Source organism: Microbacterium sp. NFH-22A-Y (genome assembly GCF_021401375.1).
GTDB classification, from domain to species: domain Bacteria; phylum Actinomycetota; class Actinomycetes; order Actinomycetales; family Microbacteriaceae; genus Microbacterium; species Microbacterium hominis.
On sequence record NZ_JACBGF010000001.1, the window covers coordinates 22,571 to 42,645 of the forward strand.

Below are 20,075 nucleotides of genomic sequence, written 5' to 3' on the forward strand. Positions count from 1 at the left end.
GGGAGCACATCATGACCGGACAGGGATTCCAGGACCTCGGCCTGCAGGCGACCAGCACCGGCGGTGGCTGCGCCTGTTGCAGCCCCACCTCCCACGCCACGGCAGCCACCGACACCGGCGCGCCGGCGCAGCAGACGGCGGCGGGTGAGACCATGTCGGCGCAGTTCCTGGTGGAGGGGATGACCTGCGCGCACTGCGTGCGTAGCGTCACCGAGGAGGTCTCCGCGATCGACGGTGTCTCCGACGTCGCGGTCGATCTGCACGCCGGTGGCGTGTCCACGGTGACGGTGTCCAGCGCGACGCCGGTGGATGCGGAGCGGGTGCGGGCGGCGGTGGAGGAGGCCGGGTACAGCCTCGCCGCAGCCTCATGAGCACGCTGGACGTCGATCTCGACATCACCGGGATGACCTGCGCGTCGTGCGCGACGCGGGTCGAGCGGAAGCTGAACAAGCTGCCCGGGGTGGAGGCGACGGTCAACTTCGCCACCGAGAAGGCCCGCGTGCACTCGGAGGCCCCGGTGCCGGTGGAGGAGCTGATCGCGGCGGTCGAGCAGGCGGGGTACGGAGCGAGCCTCCCAGCCCCGCCTGTGCCCGACACGGCTGAGCAGACCATCCCGCGGGACGATGAGCTGGCGTCGCTGCGGCAGCGGCTGATCGTCTCGGCGGTGCTGGCGGTGCCGGTCGCGGTGCTGTCGATGATCCCCGCCCTGCAGTTCACCTACTGGCAGTGGCTCACGCTCACCCTGGCGGCACCGGTAGTGGTGTGGGGGGCGTGGCCGTTCCACCGTGCCGCGGCGATCAACGCCCGCCACGGGGCGGCGACGATGGACACCCTGATCAGCCTCGGCGTGCTGGCCGCGTTCGGCTGGTCCCTCTACGCCCTGTTCTTCGGCGGTGCCGGGATGCCGGGGATGCGGATGAGCGTCACGTTCGTCGGTACCCCGCAGGCCGGCGGCCACGAGGTGTATCTGGAGGTCGCCGCCCTGGTGACGGTGTTCATCCTCCTCGGCCGCTACCTGGAGACCCGCGCGAAGCGGCAATCCGGGGAGGCTCTGCGCTCCCTGCTGGAGCTGGGTGCGAAAGACGCCGTCGTCCTCCGCACAGGTAGCGAACAGCGCGTCCCCGTCGCCCAGCTGGTGCCCGGCGACATCGTGGTGGTGCGGCCCGGGGAGAAGATCCCCGCCGACGGTGTCGTCACCGAGGGTGTCTCCGCGGTGGACGAGTCGATGCTGACCGGCGAGTCTGTCCCCGTCGAAGTCGCCCCCGGCTCGAAGGTGGTCGGAGCGACCGTGAACACCGGCGGCCGACTGCTGGTAGAGCTCACCCGGGTCGGCGCGGACACGGAGCTGGCCCGGATGGCCAGGCTGGTGGAGGAGGCGCAGACCGGGAAGGCGCAGGTGCAGCGCCTCGCCGACCGGGTCTCCGCGATCTTCGTCCCCATCGTCATCGCCCTCGCCATCGTCGCGTTCACGGTGTGGCTGCTGGTCGGCGCCTCCCCGGAGGTCGCGTTCACCGCCGCGGTGACGACGCTGATCATCGCGTGCCCCTGCGCGCTCGGGCTCGCGACCCCGACCGCGCTGCTGGTCGGCACCGGGCGAGGCGCGCAGCTGGGCATCCTCATCCGCGGACCGCAGGTGCTGGAGCAGACCCGCCGCATCGACACCGTGGTGCTGGACAAGACCGGCACCATCACCGCCGGCACCATGACCGTGACCGCCACCCACCCCGCCGCAGGGACCGACGAGACGGAGCTGGTGCAGGTCGCCGGGGCGCTCGAGCACGGCTCCGAACACCCCATCGGCCGCGCCATCACCAACGCGGCCAGCGGCCCGCTCGCGGCAGTGGAATCGTTCGCCGCGGTGGCCGGGCAGGGCGTGCAGGGCATCGTCGACGGCCGCCTGGTCGCCGCCGGCCGCGCCTCCTGGATCACCACCCAATGGGCGCTCCCCATCCCCGCCGAGCTCGCCGACACCATCGCGGCGGACGAGGCGGCGGGAGCGACGGTCACGGTGGTGGCGTGGGACGGGCAGGTGCGCGGGGCGATCAGCGTCGCCGACACCATCAAACCCACCAGCCGTGAGGCGGTCACCCGGCTCCGAGAGCTCGGGTTGACCCCGATCCTGCTCACCGGCGACAACCCCGGCGCCGCCCGCGCGATCGCCAACCAGGCCGGGATCGAGGACGTCCGCGCCGGGGTCACCCCACAGGGCAAGCTCGACACCATCCGCGACCTGCAGGCCGCGGGCCGGGTGGTCGCGATGGTCGGCGACGGCGTCAACGACGCCGCAGCCCTCGCCGCCGCCGACCTCGGGATCGCGATGGGTACCGGCACCGACGCGGCCATCACCGCCGCGGACCTGACCATCGTCTCCGGCGACCTGATGCTGGTCCCGGACGCGATCCGGCTGGCCCGCCGCACCTTGGGCACGATCAAGGGGAACCTGTTCTGGGCGTTCGCGTACAACGTCGCCGCGATCCCGGTCGCGATGCTCGCCCTGCTCAACCCCATCCTCGCCGCCGCGGCAATGGCGTTCAGTAGCGTGTTCGTCGTTACCAACAGCCTCCGCCTGCGCCGCTTCCGCCCCCTGCCCACCCCAACCCGTGCCGGCGCCCCCGCCACCCGAGAGCCCGCGCCCGTCCAGGCCTAACCATCGCTCGAGAAGGAGACACACCATGTCCCACGACCACGACCACGACCACTCCGGGCACGACCACACGCACGGGCACGACCATGGAGGACACGAGCATGGTGCGCACGAGCATGGTGCGCACGAGCATCACCATCACGAGCCGCCGGCGGGGGCGACGAACCTGGTGACCTGTCCGGTGATGCCCGGCAACCAGGTCGACCCGGCCTGGGCCGAGCAGCGCGGCCTGTTCCGCGACTACCAGGGCAGCCGGTACTGGTTCTGCTGCGCCGAGTGCGGGCCGCTGTTCGACGCCGACCCGGCCCGCTACGCGCACGCCGCCTGACCGGCCAGATAACCCGGTCGGAGATAGAGGGTGGACACGGCGGTCGGGCTGGTGCAGGCGTACCTGCGGGTCAACGGCTACTTCACCGTCGCCGAATACCCCGTGCTGGACGCCACCGGTCCCGGCGGTCCCCGCACCATCACCGACCTGGACATCCTCGCCGTACGGCTGCACCGCGCACCGGGAGCGTCCGGGACCGTCGACGCACCGCTGGACCCGGCCCTGGGCGCCGGGGGCGGAGCGGACATGATCCTCGGCGAGGTCAAGGAAGGCCGCCCGCACCCCAACCCGGCGATGCGGGACCCGGCCGTGCTGGAAGCCGCGTTCACCCGGTTCGGGTGCTGCGCCCCGACCGATGCCGCCCGGCTGGTCGCCGAACTGCTGGAAACGGGACGGACGGTGGCGCCGGAAGGGCACACGATCCGCACGGTCGTGTTCGGCAACCCCACCTCCCCGCCCGGGGCGGGGGCGCCGTGGCACACCGTCCCGTTCGCCCGGGTGCTGCGCTACCTCGAAGACCACCTCAGCGCGCACTGGGGCATCCTCGGCCGCACCCAGATCAAGGACGACACCCTCGCCCTGCTGGCCCTACGGGAGAAGGCCCACCGCGCCGCGACCGGCGCCTCCCGCCAGGGCACGGACCGGTAGGGCGGGTCATGGCGGGGGAGCGTGTGCACACGCAGGGGGAGCCGGTGTGGGTGCGCACCCGTGACGAGCGCGCCCTGTAAACGATGGTGCTGCCCGCCCCGGCCGGGACCCCCGGGGCGCCGACGGTGGTGTTCGAGGCGGGATGGGCGGCGACCCGCTCCACCTGGGCGTTGCTGCAGACCCGGGTCGCCGCGTTCACGCGGGCCGTGGTGTATGACCGGGCAGGGCTGGGCCGGTCCGCCCCGGATAGTGCAGGGCGCACCCTGGACCGGATGGCCGACGACCTGAACGATTTGCTGGACGGCCTCGAGCCGAGCAGCGGGTTCGTGCAGGTGGGGCATTCCGCGGGCGGCCCGATCGTGCGGCAGGCAGCAGACCGGCCGCCCGGACCGGGAGGCCGGTCTGGTGCTGGTGGATCCGACCGACGAGGCAGCGACCCAGCAGTTCGGTGTGCCGTTCCGGGTCGGGGAGAAGATCGTGATCGCCGTGGAGTGGGTGCTGGCACGGGTGGGGTTGCTGGAGCGGTTCTTCCGGTTCCTCGGGGAGGGGATGCCCGAGGATGTGCGGGCGGATCTTCACCGGGAGGCGTTCCGGCCCGCGGTGGTGGTCACCCAGGGTCGGCAGGCGCGCACGTTCCTCACCGAGCTGCACGCCTGGCGCGGCGACCCGCCGGTGCTGCCCGATGTCCCGGTCACCGTCATCTCCGGCAGTCTCGCGGACGGGATGCCGCGACGGGTCCGGGATGCCGCGACCGCCGCCGGGCGGTATCGGGCCGCACAGTCCCGGCAGGGCCGGCACGTGGTCGCTGCCCGCTCCGGCCACTACATCCCCGCCACAGAATCGGACCTGATCGCTGCGGAGATCCGCCGCCTCGTCCTCCCGCCCGTCGGATAGCCCCGGGTTGTCTGGCGGGCATGCCTGGTCAGGCCACGGCAGGGGGGCGTCGCCGCCGGGCGATCGCACCGGTGAGGGCGAGACCACCCAGCCCACCCCATAGGGTGACAGTGGAAACGCCTTGCCCGATGAGGACGGCGGGGGTGAGCCCGGCGCGCAGGTCGGTGTCGGCGATCATCGCCCCGGCCTGTCCGGCGGGCAGACCGGTGAGGGTGCTGCCGTCGGGGCGGATGATCTGGCTGGCGCCGACGGTGGAGACGTTCACCACGGTGCGGCCGGTCTCCACCGCGCGGATTCTGGCGACCGCGAGCTGCTGCAGGTTCTCGTCCGTGCCGCGGAAGTCGGCATTGTTGGTCTGGAACACCAGCAGCTCCGCGCCGGCGGTGACGCTCTCGGCGATGACTTCGTCGTAGATCACGTCGAAGCAGATCGCCAACCCCACCGGCACGTCGCCGACGGTGACCATGGGCAGGTCGGTGCCGTGCGCGTAGTCGCGTTGCAGCAGCCCGACCAGGTCGGGGGCGAGCAGGGTGTAGAACGCCCGGTCGGGCACGTACTCGCCGAACGGCACCGGGTGGCGTTTCGCGTGCGTCTGCACCTGCTCCCGCTGCGGCGTGGCACCGGTGGTGGCCGGGTCCCACAGGAACGACGTGTTGTAGATGTTGCCGCCCGCCGTGGTGGCCGCGTTCGCCAGCAGCGGGGCACCTGCCCGGGTGCTGATGCCGGTGAGGTACTCCGCCAGCCACGGGGTCTGGAACGGGTCAGCATCCAGCCCTTCCGGCCACACCACCAGATCCACATCCGCGTCGAGCACCGGGCCGGTCGCGTCTCCCTGCGCCCGGGCGATCGCCCCCACGGTGCGCTGGTCGAAGTACCCGGACGGGCCGTTGCCTTGCACCGCCCCGACCCGCATCGTCCCGGCCGGTGTGGTGGGAAACGCCGGGACCAGGACCAGCATCAGGGTGGTGACGGCGGGTACGGCGGCGGGGAAGGGGCGACGCCACCGGCCGGTCCGGATGGTTTCGATCGCGGCGGCGACGGTGAAGACCATCAGGAAGGTGAGCCCGCTCACCCCGACCCAGGACACCGTCTGAACGAGGGGGCTGTCGGCTTGGGTGATCCCGAGCCGCGCCCACGGCAGCCCCCCGTACGGCCAGGCGCCCAGCAGCACCTCCCGGCCCGTCCACAACGCGGCCAGCAGGCCCGGCAGCAGGAGCAGGCGTCCGACCGGGCCGGGGGCGGCGCGCGGCACCCACCGGTAGGCGAGTGCCAGCGGGATGATCCCGACCGCGGTCAGGGTCCCTTCCACCACGGTCAGTGCCGCCCACGGCACCGGCCCGAGATACCGGGTCGTCCAGGACACCAGCAGCCCGAAGAACAGCAACCCGAACACCGCCCCGACCGCCACCGCCCCCCACACGCTCCGGCCGATCAGGGCGAGAAGCAGCAGCCCGGTCGCGGCGAACGCGGCCGGCCAGAATCCCACCTCCGGGTAGGCGAGATCCATCAGCACCGCCGCGGCTGCCGCGACCGGCAACGCCATCGCCAACGGCATCACCGCCCGGGCGCGGCGGTTCGGCGGGGTGGGTTGGGGGCGTCCGTGCGGGTCCTGGAGGGTCGTCGGGGTGGCGGTCATGGCCGGTCCGCGATGGTGCGGGCGATTACGGCGGCGTCCCGGGACACCCCGGCGAGGGTGTCCGCTCCGGGGCGGCTGTGGGCGGGGATCCCGGCGACGAACAAGCCCGGCAGCCCGGTCATCGCCGGGCGGGACCGGGCTGCGGTCGCCTCGGCGGGGAGCCAGTCCTCGCCGGGGTCGTACCCGGTGGCGAGGATTACCGAGTCCGGGGCGAGGGTGCTGCCATCGGCGAACGTGACCTGCCCGCCGTCCGCGCCGGTCACCGCCGGGGCGACCGCCACACCCGCGTGACGCAGCGCATGGTAGCTGTCGCCGAACACCGGCTGCACGGCGGGTGGGCGACCCAGCCAGGACGAGCCTGCCCGGGCGTGGACGGGGAAGGTACGGGCGGGTCGGTGCGGCCGTCGGGTGCGGACCGCGAGGGTGACCTCGTGGGAGGCGGACAGCTCTCGCGCCAGCTGCACCCCGCTGTTCCCTCCGCCGACGATCAGCACCCGCCCGGTGGGCACCTGCCGGGGGAACTGGTAGTGGGCACTGTGCAGCACCACCCCGGGCACCCGCAGCTGCTGCGCCCACGCAGGGATGCGGGGGTGGGTGGCGGCGCCGGTCGCGCACACCACGTTGCGGGTCTGCACGTCGCCCTCCGCGGTCTGCAGCTGCAGCACCGACCCGTGACCGCGGTGTTCCACCCCGACCACACGCAACCCCCAGAACGGGTCCACCCCCAGGGTGTGCTGCACCTGGTCCAGGTAGTTCGCGATCTCATCGGCCCGGGGATGCTCGTGCGGGTCCAGCGGCAGCGGCCGGAGCGGAAGCGTGCTGTGGCGGGCGTCGGACAGCAGCCGCATCGAATGCCACCGGGACGCCCAACTGCGTTGCCGGTCCGTGGCGGCGTCGACGACCACGAACTCCTGCTGCGGCCGGAACCCCAACCCGATCAGCGCGGCGGCCACCGCGAGCCCGGCCTGCCCGGCCCCGACGATGATCGCCCGCCGATGCGTCAACCCCGACCGCATCACCACCCCCTCCCCGCACAAGAGGGCCGGGGCGGGAACGGACGGAGGATGATCGCGCCGGCGCCGCGGCGGGACGGGGCCGGACGGGGCCGAGCGGGGCCGGGTGGGCGGCGGTGACCGGCCGCAGCCGTCGGCACTGGACCGGCGACGGGGGCCGCCGTGATACGGGTCGTCAAGACATTCTCCAAACCTAGAAATCGGCATCACACAGCGCCCGCACACGGGCGGGCGGGAAGATGCCGCCCATGGGTGGGCGGCATGCCGGATCTCAGGTTCGGGAAATCGACAACAGCAGCAGTGAGGGCGCGGCCGGACGCCGCGACACGGGCACCGGCACCAGCAGCGGCGCGCGCACCGGACGGGATACCCGCAGTATCCGCAGCCGGCTCTGTAACCGCAACCCCGTCACGGCCGCCAGTACCAGCAGCGTGCACACCACCCCGATCAGGCACCCCCACGCCCCGGACGCATCGACGGACACCCCCGCAGAGGACGACGCCGTCCGGCCCTCCACCGGTGCCCCCGAGTGTGGGGTAGAGCCGGTCGCGACGGGGGAGCCCGCACTGGTGTCGGCGTGCGCGTCAGCCGTGGTGTGGGAGGTGGTCCAGCCGCCGATGATGAGCACAAGTGCCAGGCCCAGGATGGTCAGCAGCCGCCCCGACCACCACCCCGCCGCGATGACCCGGTCGGGCCGGGATCGGGGGTCGCGGGGCATAGTCCCTCACTGTACCAATCCGACCTTTGCGTCTCCCGGATCCCGCCCGCAGGCCCTCCACGCCTTCGCCGACAGAGCAGCCACATCGCGTCCACCGGCACGTCGTTCTCGATTATCGCCGAACGACGTCCGTCTCCTGAGCGGAAGGATCAGTGCCCTCGGGGTGCGGTGGTGTCGGTGAAGGCGGGCAGCAGGATCGCCGTGATGCCGTCGGGGTCGAGTCTGCCGGTGCGGACTTCTTCGGCGGCGCCGTTGAGGACGGCACGGGTCGCTGAACTCCGCCGCGATCGTCTCGGCTGCGTCAGGTTCGCCCCACCGGGCACGTGCACCCGTCGGCACCCGAGGCGGCGCCGATTGAAAGAATACCTATAGGGGGTATAAGGTGTGGGGGAGTCGTGTGCGAGGGAGAGGCGGGCGAGGTTGATTCAACCGATCGACTATTTCCTGGTCGCCTGGTTCGTGCTGGTCGCGATCAGCACCGTCTGGGTCGGGGTGGACCAGTTCCGTCACAACCCGGAGCCGGCGGTGATGAAGTGGGGCTTCATCCTGGTCACCCTCTATCTGGGGCCGATCGGGGCGCTGCTGTATGTGCTCGCGGACAAGGAGCCACGGCCGGGAGAGCATGAGGAGTTCACCCGGCCGCTGTGGAAGCAGGGCATCGGCTCGACCATTCACTGCGTCGCGGGCGATGCCACCGGCATCATCGTCGCCGCCGTCGTCGTCGCGTCGCTGGGCCTGCCGATGTGGCTGGATCTGATCATCGAGTACGCCGCCGGGTTCGCGTTCGGGTTGTTCGTGTTCCAGGCCCTGTTCATGAAGAACATGATGGGCGGCAGCTACTGGCAGAACGTGCGCCGCTCGTTCCTGCCCGAGTTCATCAGCATGAACCTGATGATGGCGGGCATGGCGCCGGTGATGTCGCTGCTGATGATGGGCCGCGACATGCGGGCCATGCTGCCCACCGAGTTGCTGTTCTGGGCGGTGATGAGTTTCGGGATCGCGGTCGGGTTCGTGCTCGCCTACCCCGTGAACGTGTGGATGGTGAAGAAGGGCCTCAAGCACGGCCTGATGACCGTCCGCCCCCAGCCCGCCAGCCACCCCCAGGAGCACGACGCGCACGCGCAGCACAACCCGCAGCCGCCGGAGGCGCACGCCGGCCACGACCAGGCGGCGGGCGGTGCGTCATCGCCGGGGTCGGGGCATGAGGCGCACCAGCCGTCTGGCGCCGGCCGGGTGACCGTGCCGCAGCTGACCGTGGTCGGCGCGTTCTCCGCGATCGCGCTCGTGGTCGGGATGGTCGCCCCCGCGAACGCCGTCAACATGACTCTGAGCGCGCACGACGTCGGTGGGCTGATCATGCCGCCCGGGATGATCATGACCCGTGACACTCCCGCCGAGGCGATGCGGGACATGGCCGCCGTCGACCCGCGGGCCGCGACCGCCGCGTACGACGTGGACACCCGCGGTGATGAGGTGCTGGAACCTGCCCGCATCGAGGACGGGGTGAAGGTTTTCGAGCTGACCGTGTCGCAGATCCGCTGGGAGATCCTCCCCGGCGTCACCGTCGACGCGTACGCGTACAACGGGCAGATCCCGGGGCCTCGGCTGCAGGTCACCCAGGGCGACCGGATCCGCATCGACGTGACCAACGAGCTCGACGAGTCCACGACCGTGCACTGGCACGGCCTGGACGTGCCCAACGAGATGGACGGGCCCGCCGGGATCACCCAGGATCCCATCCAACCCGGCGACACCTACCGGTACGAGTACACGGTGAAGCAGTGGGGCACGTTCTTCTACCACTCCCACGATCACGCCGACCGGCAGCAGGCCCTCGGCCTGTACGGGGCGCTGATCATCGACCCCGCCGACCCTGGCCTGCAGCCGCCTGCCGATCGCGAGTACACGATCCAGCTGCAGGAGTGGCTGTCCCGGGAGGGGCTGACCTATCCGGCGATGCCGATGGAAGGGGGCATGCCGAACTACTTCACCATCAACGGGAAGGCGTACCCGGGCACCGAGACCATCGACATGAAGGTGGGGGAGACCCTCCGGGTGCGGTTCATCGGCTCGAACACCAACGACATCCACCCGATGCACATCCACGGCGGCCCGTTCACCGTCGTCGCCCGCGACGGGGCGGCCCTCACCACGGCGCAGCAGTTCCAGGCCGACACGATCAACGTCGGGCCGGGACAACGCTACGACGTGCTCTGGAACGCGCTCGAGCCCGGCCAGTGGCTCATCCACTGCCACATCAACCACCACACCACCAACAACAACGTCGAAACCGACGGCGCTGGCGGCCTGACCATGATCATCAACGTCACCGAATAACCCCACGAACCGAAGAACCGCCGCCGTTGTGGTCGCCGTTGCCGCGTCGAGTCACGTCCGCGCCCTCCGGCAGCACAGCAGGCGGATGCCAGGGGTGCCCAGCTCATCGTGCCCGACCGTTTCGGTTGCCGGAGGCCGAGATCGCCCGCCCGCCCGCAACGGGGCGCGGTGACCTCGCCGTGGTCAGGTGGTCGCGGGAGGGAGGACGCGTCGGCGGCGGGCGACGGTGACGGCCGCGGCGACCGTGAGTGCCGTCGAGACGGCGAGGAGCACGGCGCCGAGGATGATCTGCCCCGGTGACGGGGTGAGGGCGGTGACGGGCTGGTAGAGGTTGCGCTGCTGGCTCTGCGGGCCGGTGAGTTGCTGATCGACGGGCACCCACACCTCGAGGGTGCGTTCGCCGGTGGCGAACTGGGCGTACACGAACCACAGCCCCGGTGACGGCAGTGCCAGTTCCCCGGTGAAGGTACCGGGAGGCGGGGTGCCGGGTTGTGCGCGCAGCGGCGCGGTGAGGTCCTCTCCGGTGCGGCGGGCGACCAGACGGGACGGGGTGAGGTCGGTGTCGTCGGTGAGGCGGATGCCGGTGATGGTGACGGTCAGCTGCCCGGTGCCGTCGCCGGTGACGGTCATCTGTGCGGTGCCGTAGGCGGTGCCCTGGCCGGGGTCGTGCGCCTGCGCGGGTGGGGGCGGGGCGAGGGCGACCAGCAGAAGGGTGAGGGCCGCGGCCGCGCCGCCGGATCGGAGGCGAGTCCCCGGCCGCACGGTGAGGGCGATCATGCTGACGATGATCACCGTGGTGGTGCCGACGGCGGACCAGGCGACGGGGGTGGGTGGGACGCTGCTGATCCCGGTCCCGGAGGCCAGCAGTTGCAGGGTGGTCACGGCGAGGGCGGCCACCGGCCACCGCCACCGGGGGACGGGCAGGGCCAGCAGGAAGAGCCCGGCCACCGCGACCGGCAGGTCGGGGGCGAGCCACCCAGAGGTGGTGAGCAGCACCCACAGCACCACCCGGAACACCAGGTACACGGCGACGACGAGGACAAGGCGGGTGCGGCCGGGGACCAGGGTGGTGATCACCCATGCCGCGCCGAGCGTGGTCGCCAGCAGCAGCGGCAGGTACAGGGTCTCGGTGAACTGGGGCACGTCGGTGTCGTATTCCATCACGATGATCAGCGCCGCCCCCAGCACGCCTGCGGCCAGGGCGATCCGCGGCGGGGCGGGCACGTGCCGGTCGGTGCCGGTGAGCAGGCCGATCAGCACGCACAGGGTGCCGATCACCGACAGCAGGTGCGGGGGGCGACCAGAGCACCGCGTCACGCCCGAACGCGGTGTGCCAGAACGCGTCGGCGGGCGCGGCCGCCGCGGTCGCGACCGCCGCAGCGACCGCGAGGGCGAACCCGGGAGTGCGGAACACGGCGGCCACGGATCGTGTCGCGGCCAGCCGCCGCCACCCCCAGCCGGCGATCACGACCCCGACGGTGAGGATCGACGCATACAGCAGCAGGTGCGGAGGGATGAAGGTGCTGTCCCGGCCGAGGGTGGTGTGCCAGGAGTCGTCCCAATACGCCGACCCAACCCCGGCGGCCGCGGCCGCTGCGGCGACCCAGACGCCCCCTGCCCCCAGCGCCGGGGAACCGCGGGCCGGGTCCGGCTCGGACGGGATGGGGGCGCGGTCACGGCTGCCGTGTGGTCGCATGGTCTGTCCTTTCTGTGATGCGGCAGGGAGCCGGTCCGGCCCTGGCGGCTAACGCCATGGCCCCGCTCCCGGCGGCAGCGGGGTGTTAGAGGTGTGTTAGAGGGGGAGCACGGTGGCTCCGATGAGGTTCTGGATGCTGGAGGTGAGGAGTGTCCAGGCTCCGCTGATCATCGCGATGCCGGTGGCGATCATGAGGACCCCGCCGGTGATGTTGATGGTGCGGATGTGGCGGCGCAGGAACGTGATGCTTCCGGTGGCCCAGTTCAGGCCGGCGGCGGCGGCGATGAAGGGCAACCCCAGGCCCAGGCAGTAGGTGACGGCGAGGAGGGCGCCGCGGGCGGGGTTGCCGGTGGTGAGGCTGAGGGCGGAGATCGCGGCGAGGGTGGGGCCCAGGCACGGGGTCCAGCCGAGCCCGAACGCGATGCCGAGCAGGGGAGCTCCGGCCAGCCCGCTGGGTGGGTGGATGGCGGGTTTCGCGGTGCGTTGGAAGAGCCGGAACACGCCGAGGAACACGAGCCCCATCAGCAGGACCACGATCCCGAGGATGCGGGTGAGGAGATCTTGCCAGCGGATGAGCCAGGCCCCCAGGGCGCCGAACGCGGCCCCGTAGCCGATGAACAGGACGGAGAAGCCGAGGGTGAACAGTCCGGTCCCGGCCAGCGCCCGCCACCGGGAGACCCCCGCGGTGGTGGTGGTGCCGGTGAGGTAGCCGAGGTAGCCGGGCACGAGGGGGAGCACGCAGGGGGAGGCGAAGGACACCAGCCCGGCGAGGAGGGCTAGGGGGAGGGCGGCCCAGATGCTGCCGGCGGTGATGATCTCCCCCATCAGGGGCTCGTCTCGGCGAGGACGGTGTCGATGAGGGCGGCGAGGGTGGTGCGGGTAGGCAGTTGCCCGATGATGCGGGCGGCCATCCGGCCGGTGCGGTCCAGGACGATTGTGGTGGGCACGGCGCCGGGGGCGGCTTTCCCGGCGAACGCGGCTTGCACCGTGCCGGTGGTGGCGTCCAGGATCGACGGGTAGGTGATGCCGAACTGGTTCTCGAACGCGGCGGCGGTGTCGGCGCTGTCGCGCACGTTGACGCCGATGAACACGACACCGTCGGGCTGGTAGGTCTGGGCGAGGGCTTCCAGGTCGGGCGCTTCGGCACGGCAGGGCGGGCAGGCGGCGTACCAGAAGTTCACCACAACGACCGAACCCGCCCACGCGGTGGAATCCGCCTGCTCCCCGGTGTCGGTGGTGCCGGTGAAGGTGACCGGGTCGTCGCGCTGGTCGGCGGGGATCTCCCGCACGGTCTCGTCCGCGGACAGATACCCCGGGGACGGGGAGGAGGACAACAGGCCGGGCGTCTGGGCGGTGCACCCGGCCAGAAGCAGGACGAGCGCGCCGAACACGGCGACCGCGGCGGCGGTGACGGCGCGGCGGGGTGGGCGTGTCAGGGTGGTGGGGGTGCGCATGCGGGATCACTCCGGTCGGTCAGGTGTTCGTGCTCTTGCTGGTGGGGCGGCGGCGGCCGGCGAGGATGGCGCCGGTGATCAGCAGCAGCGCCCCGGTCGGGTACCCGGCGACCAGGTCGAGCCAGCCGGAGGGCTGGCCGGGGCCGAACACTTCCAGGTGCGCGAGCCAGTGGATGATCGCGACGATCGCGCCGGCGGCCATCAGGGCCTGGCCGACCCGGACGAGCAGGCGGTGTCGCCGCCAGGCGCGTTGCGGGTCCTCAGCTGGGGCGGGGCGGGGGGTGGTGCGGGTCATGAGCGGTCCTTTCGCAGGGGGCGGGTCACAGTCCGGAGTAGGAGTGCAGCCCGGTGAAGAAGACGTTGACGACGCCGAAGTTGAACAGCACGGCGGCGAAGCCGACGATGCACAGCCAGGCGGCGCGGGTGCCGGCCCAGCCGCGGGTGGCGGTGGCGTGCAGGTATCCGGCGTAGAGCACCCAGATGATGAACGTCCACACCTCTTTCACGTCCCACCCCCAGAACCTGCCCCAGGCGCGGCCGGCCCAGATCGCCCCGGCGATCAGGGTGAAGGTCCACAGGATGAACCCGACGATCGTCAGCCGGTATGCGAGTCGGTCCAGATCCTCCGGCCCGGGCAGACTGTCCCGCAGCCGGGTGAGCCGGGAGGGGAGGCCGCGGCGGCGGGTGGTGAGCAGGTAGGTGAGGGAGACGAGGAACGCGAGCCCGAAGAACGCGGTCGCCAGCAGCGCGACCAGCACGTGGATGACCAGCCACCCGGACTGCAGGGCGGGCATCAGGGGGACGACGGGGACGTAGAAGCTGACCGTCGCGACGCCGAGCAGCAGCACGGTCAGCCCGAGCACGGCGCTGCCCAGGTACGCCAGCCGCACCCGCAGCGACACGGCCAGGAAGGTGGCGATGATCAGGGCGGTGCCGGTGAGGGAGAACTCGAACATGTTCGCCCACGGCACCCGGTCCGCGGCGACCCCGCGCAGCACCACCCCGGCAAGATGGAACACCCAGCCCAGCACGGTCAACACGAACCCGACCCGCGCCGCCTTCCCCGCCCCCCGTCCGCCCCCCGGGGCAGCGGCGGCACCGGGTGCGGTGTCGGGGGCGGGGGCGGTGGGTGTGCCTGCCAGGTCCGGGTCGGTGGTGCTGGTGGCGCCGGCGGTGACCGGCACCCGGACGGTGACCGGGACGGCAGGGGTGCTGGCGCGGCGGGCGAGGTGAAGGGTGTAGGCGACGAATGCGGCGGCGTAGATCGCGATCGCCGAGTACACCAGCAGCAGGGACAGGGCGTCAAGGAACGGGGTCATCAGAGCCTCCTCGAAGGGGTGCGGGGGAAGGGGTGAGGCGGGTGGCGAGGGTGTCGACGGTGGGTTGCAGGCGGGGGTCGTCGCCGCGGGCGAGCCCGGCGACCTCAAGCACCGTGCCGCCGTCCCGGCCGGTGGTTGCGCGGACCCAAAGGCGGCGGCGGGGCACGAACAGGGACAGGGCCAACCCGGCCATCGCGACGACCGCGGCGATCAGAGTGGGGGTTTGGGTGGGGTCGGCGGCGATCTCCAGCGACGCGAATCGGGGGATCGGGCCGAGCTCGATCGTGCCCAGCTCGTCCGGCAGCGGAACCGGGGTGCCGGGGACCAACTGCAGGGCGGGGGTGGGGGTGCCGCGCCCGGCGATCTGGGTGAGGGTGCTGGTGTCCAGTGCGTACACCGACACCGGGACCCCGGTGTTCAGGCCCAGGTCGCCGACGTACACGTTGAAGGTGACGACCGGGTCCAGCAGGTCCGGGTAGCTGGACGCGAACGCCCCAGAGGCGGTGGTCGCGCGGGTGGGGTACAGCATCCCGACCAGGCCGACCTGCTCGGCCAGCCCGTCGGGAACCTTCACGATGCCCAAGCTGGTCAAATTCGCGTCCTGCGGCAGGAACGGGACCGTGTCACGGAACACGATCTTCCCGGCCGGGTTTCGGACGGTGAGGGTGGGGGCGTACCCGTTGCCGAGCAGATAGATGTCGGTGCCAGCCACCGACAGCGGCTCGTTGACCCGGATGCTGGAGGCCTGCCGGGTGCCGCCAGTGGTGGTCGTGACCTGCGCGTCGAACGTCTTCGGCATGCCGAGCGCGTTGACGTTGTCCAGGACGTAGTCGACGCGGAACCGGTCCAGGGTGAGGGAGAACGTCGGGATCTGCGTGTCAGTGATGAACCGGCCGGCGGTGAACGAGTCGTACGCGATCCGGGTGGACGCGAACGTCTGCCCCTCCACCAGCACCCGCTGCCCGGTGAACCGGAACCCGCCGCCGACGCCGACCACGACCAGCACCGCCAGCAGCGCCACGTGGAACAGCAGGTTCCCGGTCTCCCGCAGGTAGCCGCGCTCGGCTGCGACCGAGTCCCGTCCGTCGTCGCCGCGGACCCGGCGGGTGCGGTACCGCTGCCGGCGCAGCGCCTTCTCGGCCGCGTCCAAGACCGCACCGGGGGGCGTGTCGGGGAGGACGCGGCGGGTGTGGGCGGGCAGGCGGGACAGGTTGCGGGGGGTGGCCGGGGGCGGGGCGAGCAGCGCGGTCAGGTGGTGGCGGATGCGGGGGATGACGCAGCCGATCAGCGACGCGAACAACAGCAGGTAGATCGCGGAGAACCACACCGACCCGAACACGTCGTGCAGCTGCAGCAGGTCCACCGCCCACATCCAGCCCGGGTTGGTCTTGTCGAACTGGATCACCCCGTTCGGGTCGGAGGAGCGTTGCGGGATCAACGACCCGGGGATCGCGGCCACCGCGAGCAGCAGCAACAACACCAGGGCGGTGCGCATGCTGGTCAGCTGCCGCCACGCCCACCGCGCCCACCCCGACACGCTCAGGCGCGGATTCGTGGGCTCGTCCACCGGCCGGTCGACGTGATCGGCGGGCAGCTGCGGGGCCTGCTCACTGCGGATCGACACGCGCATCCCCCCTCCCCCGGACGGGTGCGCGGCGGCGGGCGCGCCAGGAGGCGTGGGCGAGCAGCCCGACCCCCAGTACGGCGGCCACCAGGGCGGTGAGCACGTTCGCTTTCAGCCCGCCGGCGAGCAGCTCGGTGGGATCCAGCCGGATGGACTCCAGCACCGCCCGCCCCGCCCCGTACCACAGCAGGTACACGCCCAGACTCCGCCCGGCGCCCAGCGTGATCCGGCCGTGCCGGCGACGGTGATGCTCGAGCAGCACGATCACGGCGGCACCGGCCAGGTTCCACAGCAGCTCGTACAGGAACAGCGGATGAAACAGGGTCCCCGCCGGGGTCCCCGGCGGGATCGCGGGGGCTGAGGGGTCGATCTGCAACCCCCACGGTAAGGCGGTGGGCGGGCCGAACAGCTCCTGGTTGAAGTAGTTCCCCAGCCGCCCCACCGCCTGGGCGACCAGCATCCCCGGCGCGAGCGCGTCCAGGAACAGCAGCACCGGGATCCCGGCGCGACGGGTGCCGATCACAATCCCGACCAGCCCGCCCAGGATCGCACCGAAGATCGCGATCCCGCCCTCCCAGATGTAGAGCACCCGCCACAGGTCCGCGCCAGGGAAGAAGTAGTCGCCGGGATGGGTGAGCACATGGTAGATCCGGGCGCCGAGGATCCCGAACGGCACCGCCCACATCGCCACATCCACCACGACCCCGGCCGGGTGCCCGACCGCCCGCAGCCGACGGCCGGTGATCAGCACCGCCAGCACGATCCCGGCCAGGATCGCCAGCGCGTAGAACCGGATCTGGAACGGACCGACCTGCACGAAGCTGATCCCCGGGCTCGGGATCAGCGCCGGAGCCACAATGAGGAGTGCGTCCATCAGGACCTCACCCTCGCCGGAAGCCACGCCAGCGGGTCCACCGCTTCGCCTCCGGTGCGGATCTCGAAGTGCAGGTGTGCGCCGAAGCTGCGTCCACTGTCCCCGACCCGGCCGACCATCTGCCCCACCCGCACGGTCTGTCCCGGGGTCAGGGCGAGGGACCCTTCCCGCATGTGCGCGTACGCGCTTTCCACGACCTGCCCGTCGATCTCGTGCCGGATCACCACGTACACCCCGTACGCGCCGCCCTGCTCCGTCGCGGTGGTGACCACCCCGTCGGCGATCGCCTGGATCGGGGTGCCGATCCCGGGGGTCATGTCCAGTCCGGCATGGAAATTTGAGCAGGACGGGCATGGCGGGGTGCGGTACCCGAACGTGCTGCTGATCGGCACTCCCACGGTGAACGGCCACTGCACCGCCGATGCCGGGTCGTTGGTGAATGTGTCCGCGGTGTGCGCGTACGACTCGGTCCCGACGGGGGCGGTCACCGCCACCGTGTAGTCCCCGCGCACCATCACCGTCCCGGTGACGGTGTCGGGGGTGGTGAACGACTGGGCGCGCACCGGGGTGCGGGTCGCCTCGACGGCGAACACCGGCTCCGGCGTCAACGGGATCAGCAACGGCAGTCCGGCGATCGACGCGACCGGGAGCATCACCGCGCCGGCGAGCATCCGGGATCGGGTGAGCGTGCGGCGCGGCGCGTGTCGAGGTGTCCGGGCGGCACGGGTGGGCCGACGGCGTCGATCGCGTCGCGTCTGGACGGGTGGGGAAGACAGGGCGGCTCTCGCCGCACGGCGCGTCCCGGTACCGGGAGTCGGGGTGGAGGGGGCGGGTTCGGGCATACAAGACTTTCCTGGATGAGGGGGACGATGAAGGTGCGCACGGTCGCCGTCACACGGTCCAACCGGGAGCCGCGGCCCGGAGTGCACGGCGAGAATCCGGGATCGGATCACCCATGGCGCTGCCGCAGACGGGTCGCGCTCGCCTGCGGGCCGCACATCGTGGACCGTCGGCGACATCACGCGCCGGCGGCGGCTCAGGCGGCGGGCGCGGGCGGGGTGCTGATCAGGTGCGGCTGATCGACAGCACGATCAGGGAGGGCCGCAGAAGAGGCGACCCGGACGTGAACGAGCCCGACCTGCCGGGGAGGGATCGCAGCCACGCCAGCAGCGACATCCACCCGTCCCGGGCCGGGAGCACCAGGATGAGCAGGGTCAGCAACGCGAGCAGACACGTCACGGCAGCGAAAGCATGAGACGTCCCGCAGACCGTCTCATCGCACGAGGGCGTCGCCACCCCGCTGACCAGGACATCAGCGGCGGCATCGGGGGCCGCAACGACTGCGGAGGCGGACACGACAGTGCCCGCCTGGTCCTCTTCCAGACTCAGCGAATGCATCGCAAGCAGCCCCGCGATGATCGCGGTCACCGCGGCCAGGTAGAACCACAGGGCACGCCGGGACCCGAGTGCCCGCCGTCGCGCCACCACCTGGTTCACCGTCGACGCCCCTTCCTCGATCACGCCCAGCATACCCCGGGCGGGTAGCCATCCCCGAAGCGATACCCATCCTGGATACCCCGGATGGGTATATGCTGAGTGGTAGGGGGCACCCGCTCCCGTGCGTGGTGTTCTGACCGTGTCGCGGAGGCAAGGCACCGCTACCCTGGACGGGAAGGAGGTCGGTCGTGAACGTGATTCGCTCGCACGCGCGTCTGACCCCCGGGGTGCGACGGCTCCTGCTGGCCGCTCCGATCGCCCTGGCGATCATCACCGGGCTGCTGTCCATGCACGTCCTGACCGGTTCCCACCAGCCCGACCTGGCATCAGAGACCAGCGCGATGAGCACGCACAGCCAGGTCGGCTCCGCACCAGCCGCCGCCGACGATACGCCGATGACCGCAGCTGCGGCGGAGGGCGCTGGAGGGCATTGCCAGGACGGGTGCGGCAGCCCTGCGGGGATGCCGGATCACTCGATGCTGATGATGGTGTGCGTGCTGGCGCTGCTGGCCGCGGTGATCGTCCTGCTCGCCCCGACGTCCCGTGCCCTTCTCACATACGCCGTAGCCCGCTCGCGCTCCCATACCCGGACTCTGCTGGCCGGATTGCCGCATCCCCGCCCGCCTTCACTGCTTGTCCTGTCCATCAGTCGCACCTGATTCCGCCTGAACCCCGGCGACCCTTGCCGGGGATGCTGCACCCTGCCCTCCCGGGCACTGATCAGACCCTCACCGACTGAATAGACAAGGACACCCCTGATGCGTTTTCGTACTCTCACGCTGACCGCCGGCGCCCTGGCCACCGTGCTCGTGCTCGCCGGCTGCGCCCCCACCGACGGCACCATGCCCGGCATGGACCACGGCTCCGGGGGGATGACCAGCACCGCCCCCTCCCAGTCCGCCGCCGCGTTCAACGCCGCGGACGAGATGTTCGTGACCATGATGATCCCGCACCACCAGCAGGCCATCGAGATGGCCGATCAGATCCTCGCGAAAGACGGCATCGACGAGCGAGTCGTCTCCCTCGCCGAGCAGATCAAGACCGCACAGGACCCGGAGATCCAGACCATGAAGGGCTGGCTGGAGGAGTGGGGCGTCCCGTACGACGACTCCATGTCCGGGATGGACGGCATGGACATGGGCGGCGGGATGATGTCGGAGGACGACATGGCCGCTCTGGATGCCGCGACCGGGGTCGAGGCGACCCGCCTGTTCCTGAACGGCATGATCGCTCACCACCAGGGCGCCGTGACGATGGCGCAGTCGGTGCTCACCGACGGACAGAACACGGACGTGGCCGCCCTCGCGCAGCAGATCATCGACGGGCAGACCGCCGAGATCACCACGATGCAGGACATCCTCGCCAGCCTCTGACCCGGTACCCCTCGGACGGG

20 protein-coding genes are annotated in these 20,075 nt (G+C 71.6%); 8 read left to right on the forward strand and 12 right to left on the reverse strand.

The features are described 5' to 3' along the window. Window positions 1-11 precede the first annotated feature (11 nt). The 5 genes from L0965_RS00120 to L0965_RS00140 all read left to right on the forward strand — a co-directional run bounded on the left by L0965_RS00120 (window position 12) and on the right by L0965_RS00140 (window position 4,514). On the forward strand, window positions 12-371 hold the full coding sequence (locus L0965_RS00120; protein WP_101305234.1) for a heavy-metal-associated domain-containing protein: 360 nt from the start codon (window positions 12-14) through the stop codon (window positions 369-371). After that, complete coding sequence (locus L0965_RS00125; protein ID WP_101305235.1) at window positions 368-2,647, forward strand: cation-translocating P-type ATPase; 2,280 nt, start codon at window positions 368-370, stop codon at window positions 2,645-2,647. Before L0965_RS00120 ends, L0965_RS00125 begins: the two co-directional genes overlap by 4 nt. Before the next feature lie 25 nt (window positions 2,648-2,672). Continuing rightward, window positions 2,673-2,972 (forward strand): YHS domain-containing protein, encoded by a 300-nt coding sequence (locus L0965_RS00130; RefSeq protein ID WP_101305236.1) that lies wholly within the window; start codon window positions 2,673-2,675, stop codon window positions 2,970-2,972. Between the two features lie 30 nt (window positions 2,973-3,002). Continuing rightward, window positions 3,003-3,620 (forward strand): hypothetical protein, encoded by a 618-nt coding sequence (locus tag L0965_RS00135; protein ID WP_036286071.1) that lies wholly within the window; start codon window positions 3,003-3,005, stop codon window positions 3,618-3,620. Between the two features lie 405 nt (window positions 3,621-4,025). Further along, window positions 4,026-4,514 (forward strand): alpha/beta hydrolase, encoded by a 489-nt coding sequence (locus L0965_RS00140; protein WP_198553659.1) that lies wholly within the window; start codon window positions 4,026-4,028, stop codon window positions 4,512-4,514. 28 nt (window positions 4,515-4,542) lie between these two features. On the opposite strand, the gene lnt is transcribed toward L0965_RS00140, so the two are convergent. The 3 genes from lnt to L0965_RS00155 all read right to left on the reverse strand — a co-directional run bounded on the left by lnt (window position 4,543) and on the right by L0965_RS00155 (window position 7,881). Continuing rightward, window positions 4,543-6,150, reverse strand: coding sequence for an apolipoprotein N-acyltransferase (gene lnt / locus L0965_RS00145; RefSeq protein ID WP_101305237.1), 1,608 nt, complete (start codon window positions 6,148-6,150; stop codon window positions 4,543-4,545). After that, window positions 6,147-7,166, reverse strand: a complete 1,020-nt coding sequence (locus tag L0965_RS00150; protein WP_101307115.1) for an NAD(P)/FAD-dependent oxidoreductase — start codon at window positions 7,164-7,166, stop codon at window positions 6,147-6,149. The genes lnt and L0965_RS00150 overlap by 4 nt, the downstream gene beginning before the upstream one ends. Before the next feature lie 268 nt (window positions 7,167-7,434). After that, a complete protein-coding gene (locus L0965_RS00155; protein ID WP_101305238.1) occupies window positions 7,435-7,881 on the reverse strand; it encodes a hypothetical protein in 447 nt (148 codons plus the stop codon). A 420-nt stretch (window positions 7,882-8,301) separates the two neighbouring features. Between L0965_RS00155 and L0965_RS00160 the strand changes: the two genes are divergently transcribed. Continuing rightward, on the forward strand, window positions 8,302-10,218 hold the full coding sequence (locus L0965_RS00160; protein ID WP_101305239.1) for a DUF4396 domain-containing protein: 1,917 nt from the start codon (window positions 8,302-8,304) through the stop codon (window positions 10,216-10,218). Window positions 10,219-10,401: 183 nt separating this feature from the next. Here L0965_RS00160 and L0965_RS00165 read toward each other — a convergent pair whose 3' ends face one another. The 9 genes from L0965_RS00165 to L0965_RS00205 form a co-directional block, all read right to left on the reverse strand. Then, on the reverse strand, window positions 10,402-11,496 hold the full coding sequence (locus L0965_RS00165; RefSeq protein WP_101305240.1) for a hypothetical protein: 1,095 nt from the start codon (window positions 11,494-11,496) through the stop codon (window positions 10,402-10,404). A gap of 514 nt (window positions 11,497-12,010) precedes the next feature. Further along, on the reverse strand, window positions 12,011-12,739 hold the full coding sequence (locus tag L0965_RS00170) for a cytochrome c biogenesis CcdA family protein (protein WP_005049586.1): 729 nt from the start codon (window positions 12,737-12,739) through the stop codon (window positions 12,011-12,013). Continuing rightward, the gene (locus L0965_RS00175; RefSeq protein WP_005049587.1) at window positions 12,739-13,368 is read right to left on the reverse strand and encodes a TlpA disulfide reductase family protein; all 630 of its coding nucleotides are present in this window, start codon (window positions 13,366-13,368) and stop codon (window positions 12,739-12,741) included. The genes L0965_RS00170 and L0965_RS00175 overlap by 1 nt, the downstream gene beginning before the upstream one ends. 19 nt (window positions 13,369-13,387) lie before the next feature. After that, the gene (locus L0965_RS00180; protein ID WP_005049588.1) at window positions 13,388-13,663 is read right to left on the reverse strand and encodes a hypothetical protein; all 276 of its coding nucleotides are present in this window, start codon (window positions 13,661-13,663) and stop codon (window positions 13,388-13,390) included. 25 nt (window positions 13,664-13,688) lie between these two features. Further along, a complete protein-coding gene (gene ccsB / locus L0965_RS00185) occupies window positions 13,689-14,687 on the reverse strand; it encodes a c-type cytochrome biogenesis protein CcsB (protein WP_005049590.1) in 999 nt (332 codons plus the stop codon). Beyond that, window positions 14,671-16,317: a cytochrome c biogenesis protein ResB gene (locus tag L0965_RS00190; protein WP_101305241.1), complete on the reverse strand. Its 1,647-nt coding sequence runs from the start codon at window positions 16,315-16,317 to the stop codon at window positions 14,671-14,673. Before L0965_RS00190 ends, ccsB begins: the two co-directional genes overlap by 17 nt. Continuing rightward, window positions 16,295-17,185: a prolipoprotein diacylglyceryl transferase gene (lgt, locus tag L0965_RS00195; protein WP_101307116.1), complete on the reverse strand. Its 891-nt coding sequence runs from the start codon at window positions 17,183-17,185 to the stop codon at window positions 16,295-16,297. The genes L0965_RS00190 and lgt overlap by 23 nt, the downstream gene beginning before the upstream one ends. Beyond that, window positions 17,185-17,856, reverse strand: a complete 672-nt coding sequence (locus L0965_RS00200; protein ID WP_157831541.1) for a M23 family metallopeptidase — start codon at window positions 17,854-17,856, stop codon at window positions 17,185-17,187. The genes lgt and L0965_RS00200 overlap by 1 nt, the downstream gene beginning before the upstream one ends. Window positions 17,857-18,250: 394 nt before the next feature. Beyond that, complete coding sequence (locus tag L0965_RS00205) at window positions 18,251-18,706, reverse strand: DUF6153 family protein (protein WP_127012861.1); 456 nt, start codon at window positions 18,704-18,706, stop codon at window positions 18,251-18,253. Between the two features lie 164 nt (window positions 18,707-18,870). Here L0965_RS00205 and L0965_RS00210 point away from each other — a divergent pair, with 164 nt between their 5' ends. Together L0965_RS00210 and L0965_RS00215 are read left to right on the forward strand one after the other, a co-directional pair. Further along, on the forward strand, window positions 18,871-19,341 hold the full coding sequence (locus L0965_RS00210) for a DUF6153 family protein (RefSeq protein ID WP_101305244.1): 471 nt from the start codon (window positions 18,871-18,873) through the stop codon (window positions 19,339-19,341). Window positions 19,342-19,440: 99 nt separating this feature from the next. Beyond that, window positions 19,441-20,055: a DUF305 domain-containing protein gene (locus L0965_RS00215; RefSeq protein ID WP_101305245.1), complete on the forward strand. Its 615-nt coding sequence runs from the start codon at window positions 19,441-19,443 to the stop codon at window positions 20,053-20,055. Window positions 20,056-20,075 lie beyond the last annotated feature (20 nt).